This is a genomic window from Priestia iocasae, from assembly GCF_016909075.1.
Lineage (GTDB): Bacteria > Bacillota > Bacilli > Bacillales > Bacillaceae_H > Priestia > Priestia iocasae.
In genome coordinates this window covers 517,770-541,537 of the sequence record NZ_JAFBFC010000004.1, presented here as the reverse complement: position 1 = coordinate 541,537, position 23,768 = coordinate 517,770, and the positions used below count along the sequence as shown (strand labels likewise).

The following is a 23,768-nucleotide window of genomic DNA, read 5'->3' as shown; positions in this document are numbered from 1 at the left end:
CATTGCGATTAACCGCAGGAACTGCGGGGATAGCCTAATCAATAACAAACCGATAGGTTTGTGTTCTTAGGAATCCCCCACTTCAATTAGACCGTAAGGTCAATAAGTGGTGGGTAGTTCAAGATAATTAAATGATTAACCATTTCTCTTCACTATTTTAACATAAATTTCCTATTGTTTTTATTAATTTTTACCGCTCAAATTACCTTAATCGCATTCGAAATAACAAAGTAGTGTTAGCTAGTGCCATTCTGTTAATTCGGGAATGAAAACAATAACTGCCTTTACGTTTCAAAAAAAAGAGTATAAAACCTTTGTGGCTTTATACTCGATTTCTAATGCTTTTCAAAGTAATCTGAACAACTTTTGGAAAGCTGTTATGCGTTTTTTGTTAAGCTTGACTTTCACGTCCGTACGTTGCTTCTTCTTCAAGATGTTGATTGTTTTGTTCGATTGGTGATTTTTTGTGATAACGTCCAAGCACGGCGCTCATCACAAAAATCCCAACAAGTGAATATAACACTTGTGCGATACCAAATACAGCTGTAGCAGAACCAACAATAATGACGTCAGTTGCTAACATCGTTTTACCAGGATTGATTCCAAAACGTTTATCAAGGAAGACACAAAGCATGTTAATGCCGCCTAATGAAGAGCCGTTACGGAAGAGAAAGATGAGACCAAATCCAACGAAAAGACCTCCAGCAATAGCGCCAACAAGTGGGTGTGGAAGTTCAATCGTAACAAATGCTGCTAGAAAATCTGATAAAACAGATAATATACTAACACTAATAAAGCTACGTATAGTAAATTGTAAGCCAATTTGTGTAACGGCCATGAAATAGAATGGTAGATTAATAATGAAGAAAAGAACACCAAATGAGATATTTGTGATGTGTTGCATGATAATGCTCATGCCTGCTGTCCCGCCAATAACTAAATTAGAAGTGTTTAGTAAATAGACACCAATGGATACAAGCAAGCAACCAATTGTGATGTGCAACCATTGTTTTGTTGAATTCATAATCATACTCCTTTATGTATTTTTATGCTAAAATTAATCATTAATAGACAATGTAAAAAAACTACAATTCCTATTTTACTACATTTCTCAACAGTTTGTAAGGGGTCTGATAGACAACCTGACATTTGGATTGAATTTTCATAAATTTCTATTATCTTAGAAAATTAACATGTTAATTGAAAGCGCTTTAATATTTTCTGAGTTTTTACACAAACAAAATAGAAAATATAGTAAACTAGTGATGGGATGTGAAACTTTATATACAACACTTTGGGGGTGTGAGAGTTGACGATTCGCAACTCAGCAAAAGCATTAATCATGGAAGACGAACGAGTACTATTGTTAAAGTACGAAGATGAAGAAGGGGGCTATTATGCTCTTCCAGGTGGAGGGCAAGACTATCAGGAACCTATCATTGATGCGCTTCAGCGAGAGTGCGTTGAAGAAATTGGTGCAGAAGTAACAATAGGTTCCCTTGCATTTGTCCGCGAGTACATTGGAAAAAACCATGAATTCTCAGAAACCGACCATCATATTCACCAAGTAGAATTTATTTATCATTGCACACTAAAAAATCCTGCTGCACACATTCAAAATGGTGTGTTGCCTGACTCCGGTCAACTTGGAGCTGAATGGATCTCTGTTCATTCACTGCTTGAAAAGAGAGTCTATCCTGCGGCATTGAAAAAGCTTATTTTAAGCTATCGATTTGGTGAACACGTTCCTACATATATTGGAGATACAAATTAATGAGAGGCTGTCTGAAGAGAGAAAGAGATTTCTTCAGACAGCCTCTTGTAAGTAGACTTATCATAAACACTTAATCCGACAATAAATGTTCAGTCATAATCTAGTTTTTGTAAAACAAAATAAGCATTACTATGACAACGGTAGAGATCCCTGTCTTTCGGTAAACGAGCGTAAAAAGTTTTGGAGATAGAAGGAACTTTGTCTCTTCAAGCGAACTGTTAGCTTTAGGGGGGATGAAGATGGAAGTTTTACTTCATAAAAAACAGCAGCGTAAACGAAAGATGTTCATAATTAGCTTATGGACCTTTTCTATTTTGACACTGGTAGGTTTAGGGACAATATTTACGATTGAATGGTACATTACTCGTTCAGCTCCACAAACGTCAGGTACACTTCAAATCAAAGGTCTTGAACACCCTGTAACGGTTGTAAGGGACGAACAAGGAGTTCCACATATTCAAGCAGAAACCGAACGAGATCTGTATATCGCACAAGGATTTGTAACCGCCCAAGACCGCATGTTTCAAATGGATTTAAGCAGAAGACAAGCGTCAGGACGATTAAGTGAAGTTGTTGGAGAAGCAGCAGTCAATCGCGATAAGTACTTTCGTACACTTGGATTAAGACGAGCCGCAATTGCTTCTTATGACATCTATTCAGAAGAAGCAAAGCAAATTCTTGCATGGTATGCAGAAGGTGTCAATGCGTACCTTACACATCATCCGTTGCCAGTGGAGTTTACACTTTTAGGCTATCAGCCAGAGAAGTGGACGCCTGTTGACTCACTTACTATCGGCAAATATATGGCTTTTGATTTAGGGGGGCATTGGCAAGGTCAAGCATTTCGCTATGAACTTCTAAAGCAATTCCCAAAAGAGAAAGCGTATGAACTGTTTCCAACGTACCCAAAAGAAGCACCAACAATCGTCAAGGAAGAGTCCGTGGATGTCGAGAAAAGCTTCGCTACAGCCGTTATCCCACCAGAATTTAATGGAAGCAATAACTGGGTCATAAGTGGTGAGAAAAGTGAATCAGGAAAGCCTATTCTAGCAGATGATCCCCATTTATCATTAGCGACCCCATCTATTTGGTATCAAACGCATTTACAAACGCTGAACTTAAATGTAAGCGGTGTCATACTCGCTGGTATCCCCGGAATTATTCTAGGTCATAACGATACAATTGCTTGGGGCGTCACGAATACAGGTCCAGATGTACAAGATTTATACATCGAAAAGCGACATCCAGACAAAAAAGATGAGTTTTTATATAACAACAAGTGGGAAAAAGCAGATGTGATTTCAGAGCCTATTGTCGTCAAAGAGGGTGAAACCATTCCATATGAAGTAACCATTACGCGTCATGGTCCTGTCCTTTCAGAATTTGCATATGAGAACAAAGACAATACGGTATTCTCCTTAAGATGGACAGCACTTGATCCATCAAATGAATTAGAAGCAATAGTAAATATGAACAAAGCGAAAAGCTGGGCTGAATTTGAACAAGCACTTGAGCAGTTCCATACACCTGCACAGAACTTTGTGTTTGCTCATAAAGATGGAACGATTGCTTATAAAGCAAACGGACGAATCCCAATTCGTAAAAAAGGGGATGGATTGCTTCCTGTACCAGGTTGGACGAACGAGTATGAGTGGGAAGGATTTATTCCGTTTAATGAACTTCCTCACACCATTAATCCAAAAGAAGGCTTCATCTCAACGGCCAATAATAAAGTCATTGATCATCAATACCCTTATCATATTAGTCACGTATGGGCACAGCCATATCGTCAAATGCGAATTCAGCAAGTGTTAAATGAGAAAGACAAGCTGACAGTAGAAGACATGAAAGCCTTGCAAATGGATCCATACAACTTACAAGCAGAAGAATTTGTTCCACTCTTTCTTGATGCATTGCGTCATACAGAGCTTGATTCACAGGAAAAAGCGGCTTTACAACAGTTAAAGAGCTGGAATTATCAAGATCGTATAAATCAAGCAGCACCGTTAATTTTTCACCGTTGGATGAAGGAAATTGATGACACGTTGTTTGCAGCAGAACTTTCACCAGAGCTTTTAGCTTTATTTAAAGGAAGAGGGCAAATCATTGATGAGTTGCTTCGTAAAAGTTACAAAGGCGAGTCCATCACTTGGATTGATGAAAAAGGCGGCTTACAAAAAATCTTAACATCATCTCTTACCCATACTGTTGAGGACCTTACGAATGAGTTTGGAGAGAAGGTGGAAGCGTGGAAATGGGGAGACTATCATCAAATTTCATTTGTTCATCCACTTTCAAGTGTCCCTGCACTAAAATCAATTTTCAATCGCCAAGCTCCTTTACCGGTTGCTGGCAGTCGTGTAACAGTTCAAGCTGTCGGATGGAATGATGAAACAGGAATGGTCAATCACGGTGGATCATGGCGATTTGTTATCGATATGAATGATACAAGTAAAGGCTATCATCTTGTCGGTCCGGGTCAATCTGGTCATGTAAAGAGTAAGTGGTATAGTAACCAAACAGAGGCTTGGGTAGAAGGAATGTATCATGAAACAAAGATTGATGATCCACATGGCACAACGTTAACCTTGATTCCTTAAAAAAGCGAGAGTGTTCTCGCTTTTTTATTTTGTGTGTTATCTCTAAATCGCTTGAAAGGATGTACATGATGATAAAGTGATCGTGGAAGGAGGTAAAAAGAGTTAAAACACAACGATTAGCGTGTCTTAGCTTCTAAACGGTGTCCTATCTTAATATCGTAGTGATAGGTGAAAAGGAGGAGAGTAATGATGACAATTTTTCATCGATTTACGTGGAGCGAATTTTTAGCTTTTCGTCAGCAAAAAAATATGCCCCCGCTTGCTCATGAAGTACAAACAGGGGATCAAAGAGCCTACGCGATTGTTCCACTTGCTTCTTTTGTTGTAACACCAGATGCAACGTTAACCTATTATTGGGAATTTGAAGAAGATGGGTTTTATGAAAAGGTTTCCTTTCATCATTATGGTCCAACCATTCAGTCAACAACAGCTCCATCTCTCTTTCAAAAAGCGGTCTTTTGGTCTGAATGGCTCACATTAAAAGATGCGATTTATCACGGAAGCTTAGATGGAGAAGAGGAAGAGTTGAAAATTGAGCATTTTGGTTGGTCACTTATGCAAGATATTACATGTTGGCTTGAAAACCAAGAAATAGATGTGAAAATCTCGCAAGGAAAGCATGATTATCATATGGATTTATATGTATCATATAGCCGCCGTGGCCCAAAACTTTGCTATTACGTATTAGAAGGTGGTTTATATATGATCACGATTGAACTTCCAAATTACGAGCTTATTTTTCAATCCGAGCGTTTATCAGAGCAAGAAGAAGCATTACAGGTTCAACAATTAACCGAGTTAGCGGCTCATCTTCATCAGTTTTTAAAAGCTTATACACCAATCATAGACCCTGAAGCCGGTGTTATACCGTTAGATGAAGAAGATTGGGAAGATGAGGAGGAAGGAAAATAAAAAAGGATGGTAATTCCATCCGTTATTGTGAAGAAGATGCTTTATTTTCTTGAAGTTGATCCCATTCATGTGAGAGGAGACTGTAAATCGCTAAATCATGATAATGATTATATAGATACTCTCCATCACGTGCGGTGCCTTCATGTGTGAAGCCAAGTCGTTCAGGGATCGCACGGCTTTTTACATTGTTGACGCCACAGCGAATTTCCACTCGATGCAAACCAAGTATAGCAAATGCATAAGATAGGCAGGTAACAACTGATTTAGTCATAATGCCCTTATTTTGAAAGCGCTCTCCAATCCAATATCCAATGCTCGTGCTTTGATTTGCCCAGTTAATTCCATGAAATCCTACCATTCCAACAATTTGATTTTGGTAGACAATCACGGCTTGAAACCCTTGGTTATCAAGATATTGATTGTACCATTGAGGAATGATGTCATCGTAATCTGAAGCATGTTGGATACCATCTACCCATGGGAGCCATGAACGTAAATAATCCCTTGATTCGTTAATTAATTCAGTTAACGAAATAGCATCCTCATGCTCAACCAGCCTTAGTTTTAACTCATCATTTATCTTTAGTTCAAACATCGACATTCCCCACCTATTGACATTTCTTTTTATCTTACCATAAAAAAACAAATAATAAGAACATTCTTATTTATTCTCTTTTTACGATTTTCTTCATTTAAGTCTGTTACACTTAAACTGTAATGAAATTGTAAGGATAGAGTATACATAGAAGGGGATTTTTCATTGCACAATACAAAAAAGAGTGTATGAGGCAGCAGGTGATAACATGGAATTTGAGTTAATGATTACGGTGTTTGGGATTGGTTTTATTGGTTCTTTTTTAGCTGGAATGCTTGGTATTGGTGGATCGGTCATTTTGTATCCTTTGTTACTCTTCGTTCCTCCTATATTGGGAGTAGGGGTGTTTCAAGCACATGATGTAGCTGGTATTGGTGCTGTACAAGCCTTATCAGCATCGGTGATTGGTGCATTTTCTTATCGGAAGAATGGTTACTTACATCTACCTCTTATTTTATGTATGGGGCTAAGTGTCCTTATTGGAAGTTTAATTGGCAGTACCGCTTCCTTTCATGTTGAAGAACGAGTGATTAACTTTATCTATGCTATCATGGCAACAATCGCAGCTTTTCTTTTACTGCTTCCTAAAACAGCAGAAGTGGAAAATGATCAAGTGACGTTTTCTAAGCCACTTGCGATTTCTCTTTCTCTTCTAGTTGGAATAGGTGGTGGTATTGTTGGAGCAGGAGGGGCTTTTTTACTCGTTCCCATCATGATTTCTATTCTACACCTACCAATTCGGGTAACCATCGCAAGCTCTCTTGCCATTACAGGTATTTCGTCAATTGGGACAACCATTGGAAAGTTAACAACAGGGCAAATTCTCTTTTTACCAGCATTGATGATCGTCCTTGCAAGTATATTGGCAGCTCCACTTGGTGCCTATATAGGTCAAAAGACGAAAACAAAGTCACTACAAGTGATTTTAGCCGTTGTGATTATGGTAACCTCCGTCAAAATTTGGTTTGATATCTTTCAAAAAAATGTTCATTGAGAACAGGTGTACATATAAAGGTTAAACTCCTTTTTAGGAAAAAAATGTCGATTTATTTAATAAATGACATATAAACTACTTGTCAGATGATTGCTGATTTATTATTATAGGAACATCGTCTTAACTCAATATTCCTATAAAATGAAGAAGCGTTGAAAAGCAACCTGTATGTGGGCACTTGGGTTGTTTGGAGCTAGTAGTGCAACCGATCATACTTTCTTGTATGGTCTTTTTTTATGGAATGAAACCCACTCATCCTATGTAAAAGGCGAGAAAGGAGAAAAGAAATGATTCAAAAACACACACGTATGATCGTATTAGCAAGCTTTACGGTTTTCTTATCTATTCTCACTCACGTATTACATCGACAGTTTCACTTTTTAGAATCTTATCACCTTATGAAGGGGATAGGAGATATAGGAGCTGGCATGAGTCTGCTTCAAGATGTATTTTTTCTGTTGCCTATTATCCTGCTGATTATCTCGGTTGTGCTGAATCGATTAAAAAAAGAAAAGGCAGTTCCGTTATTTGTGACCCTCACGATGACGTTTAGTAGTATTTCAATTGTAGCTGGTGGAAACGGGTTAGTTGAATATCACTTTTCGATTTTTATGGTTATTGCATTTATTGCTTTCTTTGAATCCATTGCTTTATTACTTGTTAGTACCATTATCTTTGCCATTCAGCACATAGCAGGATACTTTCTCTTTCCTCAACTACTTTGTGGCACAACAGACTATCATTTTTCACTTTTACTTGTTCACGCATTGTTTTTAATCTTCACAAGTGGTGCAACCATTTGGTTCTTACATACAAAGTTAACGTATGAAAAGATGCTTAAGCTTCAAAATGAAGAACATTTTCAAACATCAATAGAAGTTATGAATCGTTTAACGGAAGCAACAAGTCAAATTAATGATACTGTTACGATGCTAACGAAAGGCTCTATGGAATCTACTGTCGCTATAGATGAAATATCTGCTTCTGTAGATTCAATGAAAGAAGATACAGAGAAGCAACTTGCGCAAGTGAAAAATAGTGAACAGCTACTAAAAGAGATGGTTCAAGGTATTGATCAAATTGCACAATATACATCCACTGTGAATCAAGAATCGCAATTAACGACGAGAAGAGCGACAGAAGGTCAGGAAACCGTAAAGACAATTGTAGAACGAATTGATAGTCTGCAGGTGGTTGTAAACGAAATGGCAGGAATCATCCAAGAGTTAGGTGATCTTTCGAGTGATATCTCAAGCTCAGTGTCTATCATTACAGACATCTCAAAGCAAACCAATTTGCTTGCCTTAAATGCATCGATTGAAGCAGCGAGAGCAGGTGAGCATGGAAAAGGGTTTGCGATTGTAGCGGAAGAAGTAAGAAAATTAGCTTCTATAAGTAATGAAGCAGCAGAGCAAATTCATCATAAAATAACTAGTATTCAAGAAGAAGCTGAAAAAGCGGTCATTGTATCAAGCAAAGGAAAAGAGGAAGTGACACAAGCGTTTCAATTTGTTCACTCTACTGAGTCGCTATTCACGAATATATCCGCCTCTATTCAAGCGTTAGAGTCACAAATTCATGACGTGATGACTCAATCAACGTTTTTAAGAGAAGGGTCTATTGAAGTAACAAAGTCCCTTCACACCGTAAGTGATGTGGCAGAAGAAGCGCTTGGTTTATCAGAGTCGATTGCTGAATCAATGAATTATCAGACAGAGTCAGCTTATTCTGTTAACGAAATTGCAACATCATTAACAGAACTGGGACAAAATGTGGAGAACCTTATTTATGATATGAAATCCATGTATCACCTACATGAAAAAACACCTTGAAACGATTAGATTGTTTCAAGGTGTTTTATGTATTTATGTATAGATGATAGAAGGATAATTGGTAATGGAATCATAAATACAATAGGAATGGTGACACTAGAAATGTTTGTACGTGAGTCATTGCTAAACAAGGAATAAAGATAGGAGAGAGAGGGATGAAACAGGAAAACGTGGATGAATCGAAGTATATTCAACAACATTTAGCTAACGAACGAACATATTTAGCGTGGATTCGAACGTCTATCTCTGTTGTCGGAATGGCATTTTTAGCTGTTAGCTTATATGTGAACTTTTTTGGAGTAGGAAGCATTATTCGTGAAAATGTAACGGTTATAATGATGATTGCTTCTATTTCTATTGGGGTGTTAATGATTTTCTTTGCTACCTTTAATTACATGAAAAAACGGAAAGACATCAATAGCGGCTCATTTCGTTCGGCTTCTACTTCAGTTGTCGTTATTTCAATGGCCCTTATTTTTCTTATTCTATTATTAGGTTTGTACTTTTTTACAACGTAATTTCACCTGATGATTAAATACAACCTTGATAAGATGTGGATTTAACAAACTTGTGTCAGAAATTAGAGCAATGAAAGTAAGCAAGAAGCGGATGATCAACATCATCCGCTTCCGTTATGATACATATATGAGAAAGACTGAAGTTATACGCGAGATGTTATTTTGAGAGTGAAAGAGATGAAAAATGCGATCGAGGCTTGGTTAATTCGATTTTAATACCTTTAAGCTTTAGCTTCTCTACAAACTGTTTTCGTTTTTTACTTTTTTCAACACGTGGTTGATTCATTGTATGTACTCATCCTCCATCATCGATAGATAATTAAGCTTACTAATATCATAATAAAGAATGAGGCTATAAACAATATTAGTTTGAAAAATTCACAAATTATTAAAATTCTTGTAGCAAATGAAACATGTGAAATGATTTAGTACGCTACATTGTGAAAAATGATGATACGTTCATCATACAATTCAACAAACGAAAACATTACAAGCTTTTTCAGATGAAAGTGATTCAATTTGTAGTCAAATGGTTAAAAACGTATTATGATGGGACGTATAAAGATTTTATAGTAAGGAGTTTGAGTTACATATGAAGATTCGTAAAGCCAATGTTCGCCATGAAGATATGCTCATTGAGCAAGTATTTGTTCATGAAAATAAAAAGGAAGAGTATACATTGATTGCCATTCCTAGTATTGAGTGGTCAACCATTATTGCTTATGAGGAAGAGATGAATACATGTAAAGCTCGTTTACGCGCTTCTTTGTTAGAACGAGTAAATGAAGAGGTTGCAGAAGAGTTAACAAATAAAATTAATTTCTGGGTTCGTGAAATGTAATTCGTTTTACTTCATTAAATAAAGAAATAAAGCAGTCAGGGTATCCTTTTGTTGACAATTTCTCACTGTATTAGCTAATATACAGGTAGGGGTATAAAATGAAGTCTAGGAGGATACAATGAGTATTGTATTAATAACCATTACAAGTGTTATATTGTTAATTTTATATAAGCGTTATATACCTGTTCAAGGAATAAAAAAAATGCAGTCACTAGACTGTTCGTCTAATTCAGTTGCATTTGTGGACGTACGTCACTTTCATGAAATGAAAAAAGAGCCTTGTCAACAAGCTGTTCATATTCCACTTCCGTACCTAGCTAGGCATCATCACTCGATTCCGTCAAAAGAAGTGGTTGTCATTGTGCCAGATGCGCTCACACGTAATTTAAGCATTCGTCAATTAAAGAAATATGGTTATCAAGTGAAAGGTTACTGGTGTGCGCAAGAATTGTAAGTGAAAGGGTGAAAGAAATGGAATATACAGATCAAACGAAAAATCGCTTAAAACGTATTGAAGGTCAAGTACGCGGTGTGTTACGAATGATGGAAGAAGATAAACACTGCAAAGATGTTGTAACTCAATTATCTGCTGTTCGAAGTGCTGTTGATCGTACAATTGCTCAAATCGTTGCGACAAATCTCGAACAATGTATCATTGAGCGCCAAGATGCAGGAGAAGAAACATCTAAAATTGTAGAAGAGGCCATAAGCCTTCTCATAAAAAGCAGGTAAAAGCGATAACAATAGTTGTCGCTTTTTTTTATGGAAATGTCATGGAAAAGAATAATGGATAAAAAGTAGAGCGAAGTTCAATCAACAAACAAAAAATCTCATTTATAAATGAGATTTTTTGTTGTTGTTGAATATGTACATATACAAACAAAAGGGGGACGTACCATGATTCGTGATGTGCAAAAGAATGAGCTAGAAGAGGTTAGTTTGTTTTTAAGTAAAATGAATGGCAAGAACGAACATCATATTGGCTATTGTGGAACCAATTCATTGGAAATTTATGAAGCGCTTGAAGAACTTTTTTTACATGTCACTAGTCCATTGTTGGTCGTTAAACACGAAGGAAACATAGTGGGGGTACTAGGTGCTGACATGAATGAAGAGACAAAAGAAGCCGAAATGTGGGGGCCTTGGGTAATGGATAAGAAGTGGCTAACCCCTTTATGGTTACACTTTACGAAAGAGATGGAGCCGAGAATACATACCTATACTTTTTTTGTAAACAAAGAAAATGACACCGTACACACATTTTTAAATGAGATAGGAGCTTCTCAGCAAAGTGAACAAGCGGTTTTAGACGTACAAAAAAGAAAAGCAAAACTCGAATCTTATAAAGACGTTTCTTTATTTTGTTCATCGTATGCACAAGACTTTATCACTCTTCACAACACACTATTTCCAGTGACGTACTATAGTGGAGAAGCAATTCTAAAGCAATTAAATGAAAATCATGTGCTATTCATAATGGTGTGTGATCAGGCTTTGGTGGGATATGTGTATGTAGAAGCTGATCCTAATTATGGTGAAGGGAGCATCGAGTATATTGGGGTACAAAAACAGTACGAAGGAAAAGGATACGCACAAAAGCTGCTTACTCATGCGATTACCTGGCTTTTTTCCTTTGATACCATCAATGAATTGTCTCTATGTGTAAATCTCTCTCACAAAAGAGCTATCTCATTATATGAAAAAGTAGGCTTTCAAATAAAGCATGAATTATCTGTGTATAGGAAAAACAAGGATGTTTACAAACAAATAGATGTGGAAAAACAAAAGGGGAGTTGAGGATTGAGGAAGGTGAGCATGTATTCGAAAAGTAAGAAAGATAACGTTGCTATTGCTTATAATTGGAGCTGGAGTGATAGCTTATCAATACATACAGTATCAAGTGCCCAACAAAGCAAAGGAAATCGAACAAGGGCTTATGAAGTGGGAGAATCGTGATAACAAACAAGAGCAAATTCAGTTAAAGATTCAAGACATCCAACAAATCGGTGCTTCAAATACATATATTGCTCTCTATGCATTTCCGAATGAGCTTGGAGGCTACGCCATTTTAAAAAAAGGATGGAATCAAAAGTTTAAAATTGTTGTAAGCAGTCGTGTAAACAATTTAGTTGATTACGATGGTATCGAAACGAGTAACGGCTTATATGGGATTTTTGTGGGGCGAAACCCAAGTAATGAAATACATCGATTAAAAGCTCGCTTATCTAAAGATAACTATTCATTTGATTTACAAGTTCCAAAGAATGATTACTTTATTTTATATGAAGAGATTTCTGAAGATGTCAAACAACCATTTCCAGCTGATATCACGCTTTTAAACGCTGAAGGAGACGATGTTACTTTGCAAACATGGATAAAGCAGCAGTAAGAAAACACATTCTCACATAGTAAACAGCGTACTCGTTCACATAGGTACAAGAACCCTCGTCACTCACCATTCCATAAAACTTACTGAATGGATTGACGAGGGTTCTTTCTGTTGCATAACTTCAATTCCTTTATTTCGTTCACAAATTTGACAAAGGACATGTCGATTTTAGTACATACAAATGCTATTCTACCCATACGTATTTACAGGAGAAAAAGTGAGGAAAACAGCGGATTTAACAGTGAGAAAAGTGTCTTTTTTGTGTCATCTAATCCGTTCAAAATTCTGTCTGTTTTTTGTCACAAAACGTTCAATAATGTTATATTTCGTTGATATAAAGCCAATGGTAGCACTTTCTGATAACGTTTTCTTGGAATAACAAACCGATTTTGGGGGTATTTAAGCTATAAATCCTGTTATTTACATTTATAACTAAAAAAAAGTGTGCTAGAATATGCCAGTGGCAGGGTAACCTTCGTCTCCAGTTAAATTATTACTATATTAGTATATTTTTATCAAAGTAATTTGATAGAAAATGACGAAAAAAATTGTAGTTTATAATACAATTTAGTTAGTATAGTATAATTTTTGCTTGCTGTAGATTAGGAAGGTTCATGAATCGTAAACTTTGCATTCTTTCGAAAGACAAGAACGCGGGTTTTTTACATTTAACAGTTGAGTAGAATGATGTGTTTTAGAAAGGAGAGTTTTTAGTGAAACCAACAAAAGGTTTTTGGAGATTAACAGCACTTTTATCTTCACTGTCATTACTTATCTTAAGTGGATGTTCAGATTTAGCTGTTTTGAATCCGCAAGGACCAGTTGCAAAAATACAAGCTGATTTGATTATATGGTCATTTTGGTTAATGGGAATTGTTATTGTGGTTGTCTTTGCTATTTTTGCATTTGTACTTATTAAATATCGTGAGAAACCGGAAAACATGGACTATGAGCCGCCAGAACAAGAGGGTAACCTTTTAATGGAGATCATTTGGACAGCATTCCCGGTTATCATTTTAATTTTATTAGCGATTCCAACAGTTAAATCCATCTATGATTTAGAAAAACCTCCAGTAGCTGCGGAGGGACAAGAGCAAAAAGAACCGATCACTATTCATGTTACATCAGCGAACTGGAAGTGGATTTTTAGTTATCCAGAAGAAAACATTGAAACTGTAAACTATGTAAACATTCCAGAGGATACACCAATTCGTTTTGAATTAACATCAGCTGGTCCAATGAATGCATTTTGGGTACCAGAGCTTGGTGGAATGAAATATAACATGAACAACATGGCAATGGATTTGTATTTACAAGCTGATAACCCAGGTTCTTACATGGGACGTAGTGCGAACTACTCAGGAGAACACTTCACAGACATGGAGTTTGAAGTACAGGCAATGACTGATGAAGATTATGAAGAGTGGGTATCTGATGTAAAAGGTACAGCAGAAAAATTAACAGAAAAACAATATGATCAATTATTAGAACCAGGTGTTGTAGGTCGTATGACATTTAACAACACACACTTAGACTGGGTAAACCATGCAGAAGATGCATACATTCCAGGTCAAGTAGACGAGCGTGGACAAGGAAATGGTCACGGTGGACACGGAAGTCATGGTAGTCATGGAGATAAGAAAGAAAAAGAAGACAACCATGAAGACCATGAAAATCACGAAGACCATGACAGCCACGACAATCACTAAAGCGCAAATGATTGGAGGATAAATAGATGAAATGGGATGAATTTTTCGTCACTGGTGAACCAGCCATTTATGCTGCAGACGTTGCGATTGTTATGTCGATCATCGGTATCGTTTTCGTTTTAACCTATTTTAAAAAATGGAAATGGTTATGGACAGAATGGCTTACAACGGTTGACCATAAAAAATTAGGTATTATGTACATCCTTGCTGCATTATTAATGCTTTTCCGCGGTGGGGTCGATGCGCTAATGATTCGTTTACAATTAGCGTTACCAGAACTCAATATTTTAAACGCTCATCACTATAACGAGGTATTCTCGGCACACGGTGTTATCATGATTCTTTTCATGGCAATGCCATTCTTAATTGGTTTGATGAACGTCATTGTACCTCTTCAGATTGGTGCACGTGACGTTGCGTATCCGTTCTTAAACGCAGTTAGTTTCTGGACGTTCTTAATGGGGGCAATGCTGTTTAACATTGCATTCGTAATTGGTGGTTCACCTGATGCAGGGTGGACGAGTTATTTCCCTTACGCTGGTACTGAGTACACAGATGGCGTAAACAATAACTACTACGCAATTGCATTACAAATTTCAGGTATCGGTACGTTATTAACAGGGATTAACTTCTTAGTAACAATTTTACGCATGCGTGCACCAGGCATGCAGTTAATGATGATGCCTATGTTCACATGGTCAGTCTTAATTACGTCAATTATTATTATCTTTGCTTTCCCTGTATTAACAGTTGCATTAGCACTGATGACAATTGACCGTATTTTTGGCGGAGCATTCTTTACAGTAGCAAATGATGGATTACCAATGTTCTGGAGTAACTTATTCTGGATTTGGGGTCACCCTGAAGTATATATCGTTATTTTACCAGCATTCGGTATTTTCTCTGAAATCATTAGTACTCATGCACGTAAAAACCTATTTGGTTACAAAGCGATGGTTTACTCAATGGTTGGGATTGCATTCTTAAGTTACATCGTATGGGTGCATCACTTCTTTACAATGGGTAACGCACCAGCAGTTAACTCGTTCTTCTCGATTTCAACGATGTTAATTGCCGTACCAACAGGGGTTAAAATCTTTAACTGGCTATTTACGCTTTACAAAGGAAGAATTAAATTTACAACGTCTATGCTGTGGTCATTAGCATTCATTCCAAACTTTGTTGCCGGTGGGGTAACGGGTGTTATGCTTGCAATGGGATCAGCTGACTATCAATATCACAACAGTTATTTCTTAATTGCTCACTTCCACTATGTATTAATTTCTGGTACCGTATTTGCTTGTTTCGCAGGTTTATATTATTGGTATCCAAAAATGTTTGGTCATATGTTAAACGAGAAATTAGGAAAACTTTCATTCTGGATTTTCGTTGTTGGATTTAACGTATGTTTCTTCCCAATGTACTTCCTAGGATTAGACGGAATGACACGTCGTATGCAAACATACTCAGGTGACCTTGGTTGGACTGGTCTAAACGTGACAGCAACAGTAGGTGCCTTCTTAATGGGTATTGGTTTCTTAATTATCGTATGGAACATCGTATGGAGCATTAAATACGGTGAGCGCGATACAACAGGTGATCCGTGGGATGCTCGTACACTTGAGTTCTGGACACAATCACCGGTTCAATTTTATAACTTTGCAAAAGTACCAACAGTTGATCGTCTAGACTTCTTCTGGCACATGAAGAAAACAGGTCAAGACAAATTGAAAGTAGAAGATTTAAAACCAATTCATATGCCAAGTAACTCAGGTGTACCGTTTATTTCATCTGTATTCTGGTTCATCGGTGGCTTTGCATTAGTATGGAGCTGGTTCGGTCTTGCAATTGCAGCGCTAGTAGGTATTTTAATCTGCTTAGCGGTACGTTCATTTGATTATGACGATGGATTCTATGTAAGTGTAGATGAAGTGAAACAAATCGAAGGTATTACAGGAGGTGACAAATAATGGCTGGAAAATTAGATACTTCATTACCTCTTGAATACCAACAAGAACAAAGTCGTATGAACATCTTAGGCTTCTGGCTATTTCTAGGAGCGGAGATCGCGCTATTTGCGACGCTATTTGTCACGTATTTAACGTATGAAACAAGAACAGCGATGGGTCCTACCCAAGCTGACTTGTTCATCGTAAAAGATTTCATGATTGAAACAATTTTACTTTTAGTAAGTAGTTTTACCATGGGGATTGCGATCTTTAAAATGCGTAACAACGATTTAAAAGGTCTTATCACTTGGTTTGTCATTACGCTATTACTAGGTGCAGGCTTCTTATATGTTGAGATTGCCGAATTTATTCATTATGTACATGAAGGGTTAACAATTCAAACAAGTGGTTTTGGTTCTGCATTTTTCACATTGCTTGGAACACACGGTCTTCACGTAACGATGGGGATTGCTTGGGCGATTCTTGTGATCATTCAATTAGTGAAACGTGGATTAACACCAGTAACGGCTCGTAAAGTGTTTATCATTGGTTTATACTGGCACTTCTTAGATGTTGTGTGGATTTTCATCTTTACACTAGTTTACTTGAAAGGATTGTTGTAATATGGAAAACAAACAAAAAGCTAGCTTTCCGCTTAGCCATGTGTTTGGACTCATCCTTTCATTAGCATTAACATTTGCAGCGTTAGGATTAGTTGTGGTAGCGCCTTTATCGAAAGCTATCACAATGACTCTAATTATGGTTCTTGCTATTTTACAAGCAGTCATGCAGTTAGTAATGTTCATGCATATGGCAGAAGGTGAAAATGGAAAGATTCAAATCGCAAACATGCTATACAGTTTCTTTATTGCGTTATGTATTGTTGTCGGTTCACTATGGATCTTAGCCGATCACTTTAATCATTAAAATAAAAGGGGCAAAGAACACCCCTGTTTGACTTAGCCCGCAAAATCCCTTGCCCCAAAAATCCAGTAACTTCAATGGATAGAGGGGCAAGGGATTTTGTATATCAATCTTCTTTTCTTCGCTTTACTCATTTATGTCCCAGCCTCTTTTTATCATTTGTAAAAGGTATCATAGGTGAAAAATAAAAAAATGTGCTAATATAAAAGCAGGTACTGAAATGTCTGGGAATCTATAAGAAAGGTATTGTGGTACAAATGAAGCTTAAAGACAGTGGCACAGGATACAAAAGCTTTGAAGAAGCAGCAGCTGATTTGCTAGAACTCGTCAATACATACATGGTCGGAAAAATGATTTTTTTAGGGCGAATTACACCAGAAACGTTTTCTGTATTAAAATTAAGAGATAATGAGACGGGTTGCAAGATACAAGAGGGTATGACTGTAGATGTAAGCAATTCTCTTTGTCAATTTGTTTTCAATGATAGAGAACCAATGATTATCAATGATATAAAAAAACATGTGCTTCCTTGTGACGTATCCGCAATCGAACAAGCAAATGTCAGCTCATACATGGGGGTGCCCATTTTTATGAGAAACGGGGAAGTGTTTGGAACGCTATGTGCAATTGATTCAAAGCCTTCTGTGTTTACAGAAAATGACGTGGAAACGTTTAAACGCCTTGCTCGGTTTTTTATGTATGTGTTAGAGCTAAATGAGCTTGCAGTCCTTGATACATTGACAGGCTTGTATAATCGTTATTTTTTATACTCGCAGTTCGAGCAGCACGTAAAGGAACATGATGAAGGAACCATTATGTTTTTAGATCTAGATCACTTCAAACAAATCAACGATATGCAAGGACATGAAGTGGGAGATTTAGTGTTGAAGGAAGTAGCAAATCGAATACGTAACCAAATTCGTCCAACCGATCTTGCTATACGACTAGGCGGAGATGAATTTATTGTTTGGCTTCCTGGACTGACCAAAAAAGAGGACATTAGTCAAATGGCTGAACGCATTTTGTCTTCTATTAAAGAACCCTATGCTCAATCTTGTGTCATTCGACTTGCCGTAAGTATCGGTATTGCGATGTATAAAGGCAAAGAACAAGACATCTCGTCTGTTTTGCGACAAGCAGACCAAGCTTTATATCACGTGAAAAATCAAGGAAGAAATCAATATAGATTTTATCAAAAATAAAAAGGTGACCTCGGATGAAGGTTACCTTTTTTTCTGTGAAAAATGGGAAGTATGAAGGGAATGAGTAAGTTACCTTCTAGTATTCGTTTGCTGATTACAGCAACAGTGACATGGGGTTGCTGGCCTTACATAGTATACAGGCTGAGGTGTTAACGTTTCAGGTTGTGTTGGTAAGAAAGTAACAAGCCTACAGTAGCTTCCACCAACGAAGGAATCATCATAAAATGAGCAAGGAACTAACATTAAATCAACTCTCCTTTTCATATGTGGATAATTTATTATATGTACAGGCTTTAAAATGTTTCTAAGCCATCAGTGTATTTATACAACCTAAATGCCTGTCATTTAGTTCATCATCAATCACCTTTTTAGCTTGATTATTAGTATCACTCATACAGAGTTACCGATGATTAATACAAGATAAGGAACAACATGTGTCAACACTTAGTGTAATTAGATCTTATTCTTTGCTTCTTTCTTCTTACAGGTGAATTTTTATCGATTTCAAAAGCTGTACGATAAGAAAAGAGCTTTGTCAACAGTAGTCATTCTACCTTAGTTGACAAAGCTCTTTGTTTTTTTGGAAATTGATAGTTAGTTCTGTCCTTTTTCAAAAGCAAGCTTAATCCCAAATCCAATCAAGACAACTCCTGTTATACTTTGCATAACTGTTTGTGTAGAAGGCTTCGTCATAAAATGGCGTAAGTAATGAATAAAGGAGACGTAAAGAACGAACCAAAGAGCTGTTAACAGTACATAAGTCATTCCCATTATTAAAAAGGGAAGAAACGGATCGGTTCCTTTTTGAATAAATTGCGGTAAAAACGTCAAAAAGAACACCGCTACTTTTGGATTTAATAAGTTGGTTAAAAATCCTTGTTGAAAGAATGATGTTTGTTTAGATGCCTTTGCCTTATCGGTTTTATCCACTTCAATGATTGCGTTATTCCGAAGCGATATGAATGCTTTTATACCTAAATAAATCAAATAAAGAGCCCCAACATATTTAAAAAGAGAAAAGAAGAAAGCGGATTGCACAAGAAGAGCGGATAATCCAATAATGGCTGCTAACGTATGAATGCACAGTGCACAACAAGTTCCAAGCACTGTCTGCATTCCGCCTTTTTTTCCGACATGAAGTGTATTTTTGGTGGCAATGGCTGTATCAGGGCCGGGAAGTAAAATCAGTAAAATAGCCATGGTAACAAATAGCCAAAACTGCTCCATCTTCGTCAACTCCTTTATTAAATTCCCCTCAATTTACCACCATTTTCTATTTTTGTGAAGGTGGAAAATAAAAATTTCGTCTGACACGTTAAAAATGTAAAAAATCATAGTGAGAAAATTGATAAAAAAGTGTAAAATTACACCAATAATATAAAAAGTTACAAAAGGAGCATTTTATGAAAAAAGAAAGAGTAATTGAAATTGTTTCTGAAAAAATGAAGCTCGTTCGAACAGAAAAAGGGTACTCACAAGATAAAATGGCAGAAGTAATTGGTCTTTCAAAGAAAACGCTCGTTCAGATTGAAAAGGGGCGAACGCAAGCTAGTTGGACTAGTGCCGTCGCTGTATGTGCATTATTTCGTGACAGCGAAGTGCTTCACTCTGTACTAGGGAGTGATCCGCTTGAAATTATTGAAACGATTGCTCACGATGGTCTAGATCGCCGTAAAGCCAAAACAATGGGAGGACATGTATGGTGGCGTGAAGTTGAGAAATCAGGTCGATTTCGTTTGCAGCAAAATTACATCAGTCAGCATTATCGCATAGTAGATGAGGAGGATTACCGCTGGTTTAGCTCATTTTATAAAGGTGATACCACAGAGCGCTTTCGGGAATTAACAAAGGGGGAGTAGTTGCATGAGGGGAGTTAGAACGGTAAAAAAGCAGCACGTCATCATGTTCGTGCTGCTAATTTTAGTAGCGTCAGCAAGTGTGTTAGGGTTTCGCCATCAATGGAAATTAAAAGAAGAAGCAGCAGAGGTAAAAGCGTATTTAGAAGCTCGCCATCACATGGATTTTGTTTTAGTTGAACCACTCTATAATTGGAAATTTGGATCATATGGTGGTCAATTTTATCCAAAGAAACATCCAAGCATCGTGTTTTACGCAGAAAAAATGCAGAACGGATATGTAGCGAGTAGCTTTGTTGAAGAATGGTGGATGAAGGAAGCGGAAAAAGAACTGACACCGCTTATGAAAGAGAAGTTAGGGAAAGGAGCAACGATCTCTGTGTTACCTGTACATGGAATTGACGAGGATTTGAACATTTCTTACCCTATTCCTTCCTATAAGGAAGTAAAATCTTCTTTAAGTGTTGTCATTACCTTAAATGAAAAGTGGAAAAACGACAAAGAGCGTAAACAACAAATGATGAAGATTGTGAAGTTGAATCAAGCTCGCAACATAGAAGACACGACGTTTGTTTTTGAGGATGATGATAAAACGCAGTATACGATTAGTTTTTATGGAGCTAAATCTATTAAGACAATAGAGCAGTTTGATAAGCAAGCAGAGATTTATTATGTTGATGCACAAGGTTTCCTTAGTGAAGCCAACATTGATGGAACACTTGTAAACGAAGAGAAGGAGGGAAAAGGAAATTTTTAACGTTTATTTTTTTCAATATTGGAGGTATACTATATCCAATATTATGTAGATAAAGGAAGAATTGTATGTATCGAAAACTTGTTGTTGCGCTTATAATTGTGTTTGTTTTTATCGCTAGTTCAGGGTATCTAACTCTTATGAATGATCGTTCGCCTGCTCTTCAAGCAAGTGCTGTTTCCATTCCCATTACCATTGGAATGGTAGGATCAGATTCTCATGTAGCAGTAGACGAAGTCACAATAAAGCACCTATCATTAGATGAATTAATACAGTTGAATCACTTGTCAATGGATGCCATTTTAATTACACCTGAGCAGATAAATGAAGCTGCGAAGCCAAAGTATGCTCAATTCTTTGCCAAAGTTGAAATACCTGTCTTTTTCATAGGGGTGAATCAACCTTATTACACAAACTCTGATCAATCACTTGTCTACAGCAATCAACCATACAAAAGTGACGTAACATATGCATATGGACGTGTGAAACAATCTGCATCAAAGTTTAAGACGTGGGGCTTTAAAGCAGAAAATGAAAACGAAATGCTTCAAATGTATAAAGACATCTTTCAAACGGTACGAAAGCACAAAAACCAAACATCTTCGTTGTAGTGTACGAAGGTTGCTTGGTTTTTCTGTTTTGGGAACTTCACTTCCATTTCATAATGTAGCTTACTCATCGATTTTATATCGTATATAATCGTAATGCTCCGTTGGAATTAAATCAATCATTTCGCCAGCTTTATTTCGCACGACTTCATGCTCTTGGTACGTTTCAACGATATAGCCGTCTACCTCTTCTTTATTAACGAGAACTTGTTCAAGTTCAACTGTCTCGTCCTCGGTCTCCTGTTCGCTTGAGACAGGAATCGTTGCTTCCTCTGCCATTAACGGTTTTGGTTGATCTAACGCCTTCCAAGAAGAGGTTTCAAGAAAGCCAACAGCCACTATGACTACACAAAGCAACATACCTAAAAACATTGCTTTTTTTCTATCCATTTAAAACACCCCCGTATATTGACAAGCGAGTACGATGATGCCTAGAATCCATACGTACACGGCAAATACTTTTAATGAGCGTTTCTTTAAATAATTAATCATCCATTTTACCGCCAAGTAGCCGAAAATAGCGGCTGATAATGTTGCAATGAAAAGAGAGATGAAGGAAATTTGTTCAGCTTTACCCGTCACAACATCACCAAGCTGTAACACGACTGCTCCACATATCGCAGGTGTAGAAAGCAAAAACGAAAAATAAGCAGCAGTTTCACGGTCTAACTTTCGCATTAATGCAGCAGCCATTGTTAATCCCGAACGAGAAACGGCAGGGAAAATCGCTGCTGCTTGAAAGGTACCGATAAAAAGCGCATCGCTGTATGAAATTTGATCCATCTTTTTATATCCGTTCTTAATGGAATCAGCGAACCATAAAAACAATCCAGTCGCTAAAAATTCCCATCCAATCGTTACGCCCGTTTTCGAAATTCCTTCAAAGTAATCTTTAAAGGCTAACCCAATGACAACGGCAGGTAATGTTCCAACAATTAAGAGAAACGTTAATTTACTAAAAGGCTTACGAAGAATGTGAAGAAATTCATGCTTGTAAAAAACAAATACGGCAATCAACGTTCCGATATGAAGCATAGTGTCTAAATATAAACCTGCTTCATCAAGTCCAAATAAATGTCTTCCTAAATATAAATGCCCCGTACTACTAATCGGTAAAAATTCCGTTAATCCTTGAATAATTCCTAAAATAAAGGCCTCAAACCATGACATCCTCTCACCTCCATTGTACATGTCCTTTTACACTATCTTATCGAGACAAGCGCAAAAACATGACACAAATTGAGTGATAAAAGGGTGTTTTTTGCAAGTTATTGAATAGAAATGAAAAAAGAAGGAACAAAATCAAAGGTCAAAGAGAGGTGCAACTATGATTGTCTTCTTAGTCGTGATTATTGGCTTTCTATTGCTTTATAACAATCGAGAGGAAGAAGAATTATATTTAGTACCGAAGCTAATTGTATATTATTTATTGGGCAGCTTTACATTCAGCTTTAACAGTTTCATTTTACCGATAGGTTTTATTATTAGTTTATTTCTGAGGTCTTCCACTAATCAAAATGTTAAACGAGTTGCTGCCATATTTGGGCTTCTTATGATGTTAGCAACTACATTTTTATATTAGAAAGGAAACCAACGTTGATGGTTTAGGTTTAGTACCTTGCTTTTTAGATGGGTTGAAAAGTCAAGTGTACAACACAGGTACAAAAAAGCATGTCTTAACAATAAATTGGCCGTATTGACATAACATTAGCAGAATGTGTTAATGTGAAAAAAGGATAAAGCTTGCAACACTCGTTTATACTGAGAAATGAGGTGTTGTATATGATAAAAAAAATAAGTATCGCACTTCTATTGATGTTATTCATAAGCTCTGCTGCAGAGGCGCAAACACCAAAAGTAGAAGTGTTTAACATTGATAAGGGGAAAGTTGAAAAATCGGTCACGATGACACCCGTTCTTCAAGATGAAGCACAAAAAAGTGTAAAATCAATGACGGGTATCTTTAAAAAAGTGAGTCCAATTCCTAAAACGGGCTACCTTGTAAAAGTTCCGCTTGATCCAGCCGTTCCTGTTAAAGCAACAGGTATTGATGTGCTAACCAGTGAGGTTATTATCGTAATTAGCGAAGAACAAAAGCCTATTTTAATGATTTTTGATAATGAAAACCGTGCTTTTTTCTTCGAGTTTTCCCATGATATAACCAAATTGAAGAAAGAATTAAACTTGTAAACAAAGCCCACTTGCATCGTAATATGCGAGTGGGCTTTTCTTGTGTCATATTGCCAAACAAATGAAAAATTTGATAAAATAGCATATATTCTAAAAATTTTGATACTTATAATGGTAATAA

27 protein-coding genes and 1 riboswitch are annotated in these 23,768 nt (G+C 36.9%); of the genes, 21 read left to right on the top strand and 6 right to left on the bottom strand.

Going from position 1 to position 23,768, the window contains the following annotated elements:
- Positions 1-391 precede the first annotated feature (391 nt).
- On the bottom strand, positions 392-1,024 hold the full coding sequence (locus tag JOC83_RS13890) for a YitT family protein (RefSeq protein ID WP_205187954.1): 633 nt from the start codon (positions 1,022-1,024) through the stop codon (positions 392-394).
- Between the two features lie 285 nt (positions 1,025-1,309).
- On the opposite strand from JOC83_RS13890, the gene JOC83_RS13885 reads away from it, so the two are divergent.
- From JOC83_RS13885 to JOC83_RS13875, 3 genes are all read left to right on the top strand, one after another.
- Positions 1,310-1,774 carry an NUDIX domain-containing protein gene (locus tag JOC83_RS13885; RefSeq protein WP_239583512.1) on the top strand — a complete coding sequence of 155 codons (465 nt, stop codon included), beginning with the start codon at positions 1,310-1,312 and terminating at the stop codon, positions 1,772-1,774.
- Between the two features lie 239 nt (positions 1,775-2,013).
- The gene (locus tag JOC83_RS13880) at positions 2,014-4,374 is read left to right on the top strand and encodes a penicillin acylase family protein (protein ID WP_205187953.1); all 2,361 of its coding nucleotides are present in this window, start codon (positions 2,014-2,016) and stop codon (positions 4,372-4,374) included.
- Positions 4,375-4,560: 186 nt separating this feature from the next.
- The gene (locus tag JOC83_RS13875) at positions 4,561-5,286 is read left to right on the top strand and encodes a hypothetical protein (protein WP_205187952.1); all 726 of its coding nucleotides are present in this window, start codon (positions 4,561-4,563) and stop codon (positions 5,284-5,286) included.
- Positions 5,287-5,308: 22 nt separating this feature from the next.
- On the opposite strand, the gene JOC83_RS13870 is transcribed toward JOC83_RS13875, so the two are convergent.
- Positions 5,309-5,881, bottom strand: coding sequence for a GNAT family N-acetyltransferase (locus JOC83_RS13870; RefSeq protein WP_205187951.1), 573 nt, complete (start codon positions 5,879-5,881; stop codon positions 5,309-5,311).
- 208 nt (positions 5,882-6,089) lie between these two features.
- Between JOC83_RS13870 and JOC83_RS13865 the strand changes: the two genes are divergently transcribed.
- The 3 genes from JOC83_RS13865 to JOC83_RS13855 all read left to right on the top strand — a co-directional run bounded on the left by JOC83_RS13865 (position 6,090) and on the right by JOC83_RS13855 (position 9,225).
- Entirely contained in the window at positions 6,090-6,875 is a 786-nt protein-coding gene (locus JOC83_RS13865) for a sulfite exporter TauE/SafE family protein (RefSeq protein WP_205187950.1), read from the top strand.
- A 136-nt stretch (positions 6,876-7,011) separates the two neighbouring features.
- A riboswitch (cyclic di-GMP riboswitch) is annotated at positions 7,012-7,095 on the top strand.
- A 67-nt stretch (positions 7,096-7,162) separates the two neighbouring features.
- Positions 7,163-8,707 (top strand): methyl-accepting chemotaxis protein, encoded by a 1,545-nt coding sequence (locus JOC83_RS13860; RefSeq protein ID WP_205187949.1) that lies wholly within the window; start codon positions 7,163-7,165, stop codon positions 8,705-8,707.
- Positions 8,708-8,862: 155 nt separating this feature from the next.
- Complete coding sequence (locus JOC83_RS13855) at positions 8,863-9,225, top strand: YidH family protein (protein ID WP_205187948.1); 363 nt, start codon at positions 8,863-8,865, stop codon at positions 9,223-9,225.
- Positions 9,226-9,382: 157 nt separating this feature from the next.
- Here JOC83_RS13855 and JOC83_RS20205 read toward each other — a convergent pair whose 3' ends face one another.
- Complete coding sequence (locus JOC83_RS20205; RefSeq protein ID WP_275580435.1) at positions 9,383-9,511, bottom strand: hypothetical protein; 129 nt, start codon at positions 9,509-9,511, stop codon at positions 9,383-9,385.
- Positions 9,512-9,817: 306 nt separating this feature from the next.
- Here JOC83_RS20205 and JOC83_RS13850 point away from each other — a divergent pair, with 306 nt between their 5' ends.
- The 10 genes from JOC83_RS13850 to JOC83_RS13805 all read left to right on the top strand — a co-directional run bounded on the left by JOC83_RS13850 (position 9,818) and on the right by JOC83_RS13805 (position 18,239).
- Positions 9,818-10,066 carry a YueH family protein gene (locus JOC83_RS13850; RefSeq protein WP_205187947.1) on the top strand — a complete coding sequence of 83 codons (249 nt, stop codon included), beginning with the start codon at positions 9,818-9,820 and terminating at the stop codon, positions 10,064-10,066.
- A gap of 118 nt (positions 10,067-10,184) precedes the next feature.
- The gene (locus tag JOC83_RS13845; RefSeq protein WP_205187946.1) at positions 10,185-10,520 is read left to right on the top strand and encodes a rhodanese-like domain-containing protein; all 336 of its coding nucleotides are present in this window, start codon (positions 10,185-10,187) and stop codon (positions 10,518-10,520) included.
- 17 nt (positions 10,521-10,537) lie between these two features.
- Positions 10,538-10,798, top strand: a complete 261-nt coding sequence (locus JOC83_RS13840) for a metal-sensitive transcriptional regulator (RefSeq protein ID WP_205187945.1) — start codon at positions 10,538-10,540, stop codon at positions 10,796-10,798.
- A 165-nt stretch (positions 10,799-10,963) separates the two neighbouring features.
- On the top strand, positions 10,964-11,863 hold the full coding sequence (locus JOC83_RS13835; protein ID WP_205187944.1) for a GNAT family N-acetyltransferase: 900 nt from the start codon (positions 10,964-10,966) through the stop codon (positions 11,861-11,863).
- A 73-nt stretch (positions 11,864-11,936) separates the two neighbouring features.
- A complete protein-coding gene (locus JOC83_RS13830; protein WP_205187943.1) occupies positions 11,937-12,455 on the top strand; it encodes a hypothetical protein in 519 nt (172 codons plus the stop codon).
- A gap of 713 nt (positions 12,456-13,168) precedes the next feature.
- Positions 13,169-14,164 carry a cytochrome aa3 quinol oxidase subunit II gene (gene qoxA, locus JOC83_RS13825; protein WP_205187942.1) on the top strand — a complete coding sequence of 332 codons (996 nt, stop codon included), beginning with the start codon at positions 13,169-13,171 and terminating at the stop codon, positions 14,162-14,164.
- A 26-nt stretch (positions 14,165-14,190) separates the two neighbouring features.
- Positions 14,191-16,134, top strand: coding sequence for a cytochrome aa3 quinol oxidase subunit I (gene qoxB / locus JOC83_RS13820; RefSeq protein WP_205187941.1), 1,944 nt, complete (start codon positions 14,191-14,193; stop codon positions 16,132-16,134).
- Positions 16,134-16,736 carry a cytochrome aa3 quinol oxidase subunit III gene (gene qoxC, locus JOC83_RS13815; protein ID WP_205187940.1) on the top strand — a complete coding sequence of 201 codons (603 nt, stop codon included), beginning with the start codon at positions 16,134-16,136 and terminating at the stop codon, positions 16,734-16,736. The genes qoxB and qoxC overlap by 1 nt, the downstream gene beginning before the upstream one ends.
- A gap of 1 nt (position 16,737) precedes the next feature.
- On the top strand, positions 16,738-17,040 hold the full coding sequence (gene qoxD / locus JOC83_RS13810) for a cytochrome aa3 quinol oxidase subunit IV (RefSeq protein WP_205187939.1): 303 nt from the start codon (positions 16,738-16,740) through the stop codon (positions 17,038-17,040).
- A 254-nt stretch (positions 17,041-17,294) separates the two neighbouring features.
- Positions 17,295-18,239 carry a sensor domain-containing protein gene (locus tag JOC83_RS13805; RefSeq protein ID WP_205187938.1) on the top strand — a complete coding sequence of 315 codons (945 nt, stop codon included), beginning with the start codon at positions 17,295-17,297 and terminating at the stop codon, positions 18,237-18,239.
- 594 nt (positions 18,240-18,833) lie between these two features.
- Here the strand turns inward: JOC83_RS13805 and JOC83_RS13800 are convergent.
- A complete protein-coding gene (locus JOC83_RS13800) occupies positions 18,834-19,466 on the bottom strand; it encodes a LysE family translocator (RefSeq protein WP_205187937.1) in 633 nt (210 codons plus the stop codon).
- A gap of 176 nt (positions 19,467-19,642) precedes the next feature.
- Between JOC83_RS13800 and JOC83_RS13795 the strand changes: the two genes are divergently transcribed.
- The 3 genes from JOC83_RS13795 (at position 19,643) to JOC83_RS13785 (ending at position 21,460) form a co-directional block, all read left to right on the top strand.
- The gene (locus tag JOC83_RS13795) at positions 19,643-20,098 is read left to right on the top strand and encodes a helix-turn-helix transcriptional regulator (RefSeq protein WP_205187936.1); all 456 of its coding nucleotides are present in this window, start codon (positions 19,643-19,645) and stop codon (positions 20,096-20,098) included.
- 4 nt (positions 20,099-20,102) lie between these two features.
- On the top strand, positions 20,103-20,852 hold the full coding sequence (locus JOC83_RS13790) for a hypothetical protein (RefSeq protein ID WP_205187935.1): 750 nt from the start codon (positions 20,103-20,105) through the stop codon (positions 20,850-20,852).
- A 65-nt stretch (positions 20,853-20,917) separates the two neighbouring features.
- Positions 20,918-21,460, top strand: a complete 543-nt coding sequence (locus JOC83_RS13785) for a hypothetical protein (RefSeq protein ID WP_205187934.1) — start codon at positions 20,918-20,920, stop codon at positions 21,458-21,460.
- Between the two features lie 60 nt (positions 21,461-21,520).
- Here the strand turns inward: JOC83_RS13785 and JOC83_RS13780 are convergent, their stop codons facing one another.
- Both JOC83_RS13780 and JOC83_RS13775 read right to left on the bottom strand, forming a co-directional pair.
- Positions 21,521-21,847: a hypothetical protein gene (locus JOC83_RS13780; RefSeq protein WP_205187933.1), complete on the bottom strand. Its 327-nt coding sequence runs from the start codon at positions 21,845-21,847 to the stop codon at positions 21,521-21,523.
- Positions 21,848-22,627, bottom strand: coding sequence for an undecaprenyl-diphosphate phosphatase (locus JOC83_RS13775; RefSeq protein WP_205187932.1), 780 nt, complete (start codon positions 22,625-22,627; stop codon positions 21,848-21,850).
- Between the two features lie 157 nt (positions 22,628-22,784).
- Between JOC83_RS13775 and JOC83_RS13770 the strand changes: the two genes are divergently transcribed.
- Entirely contained in the window at positions 22,785-23,039 is a 255-nt protein-coding gene (locus JOC83_RS13770; RefSeq protein WP_205187931.1) for a hypothetical protein, read from the top strand.
- A 200-nt stretch (positions 23,040-23,239) separates the two neighbouring features.
- Positions 23,240-23,647 (top strand): hypothetical protein, encoded by a 408-nt coding sequence (locus tag JOC83_RS13765; RefSeq protein ID WP_205187930.1) that lies wholly within the window; start codon positions 23,240-23,242, stop codon positions 23,645-23,647.
- The last annotated feature ends 121 nt before the right edge of the window (positions 23,648-23,768 follow it).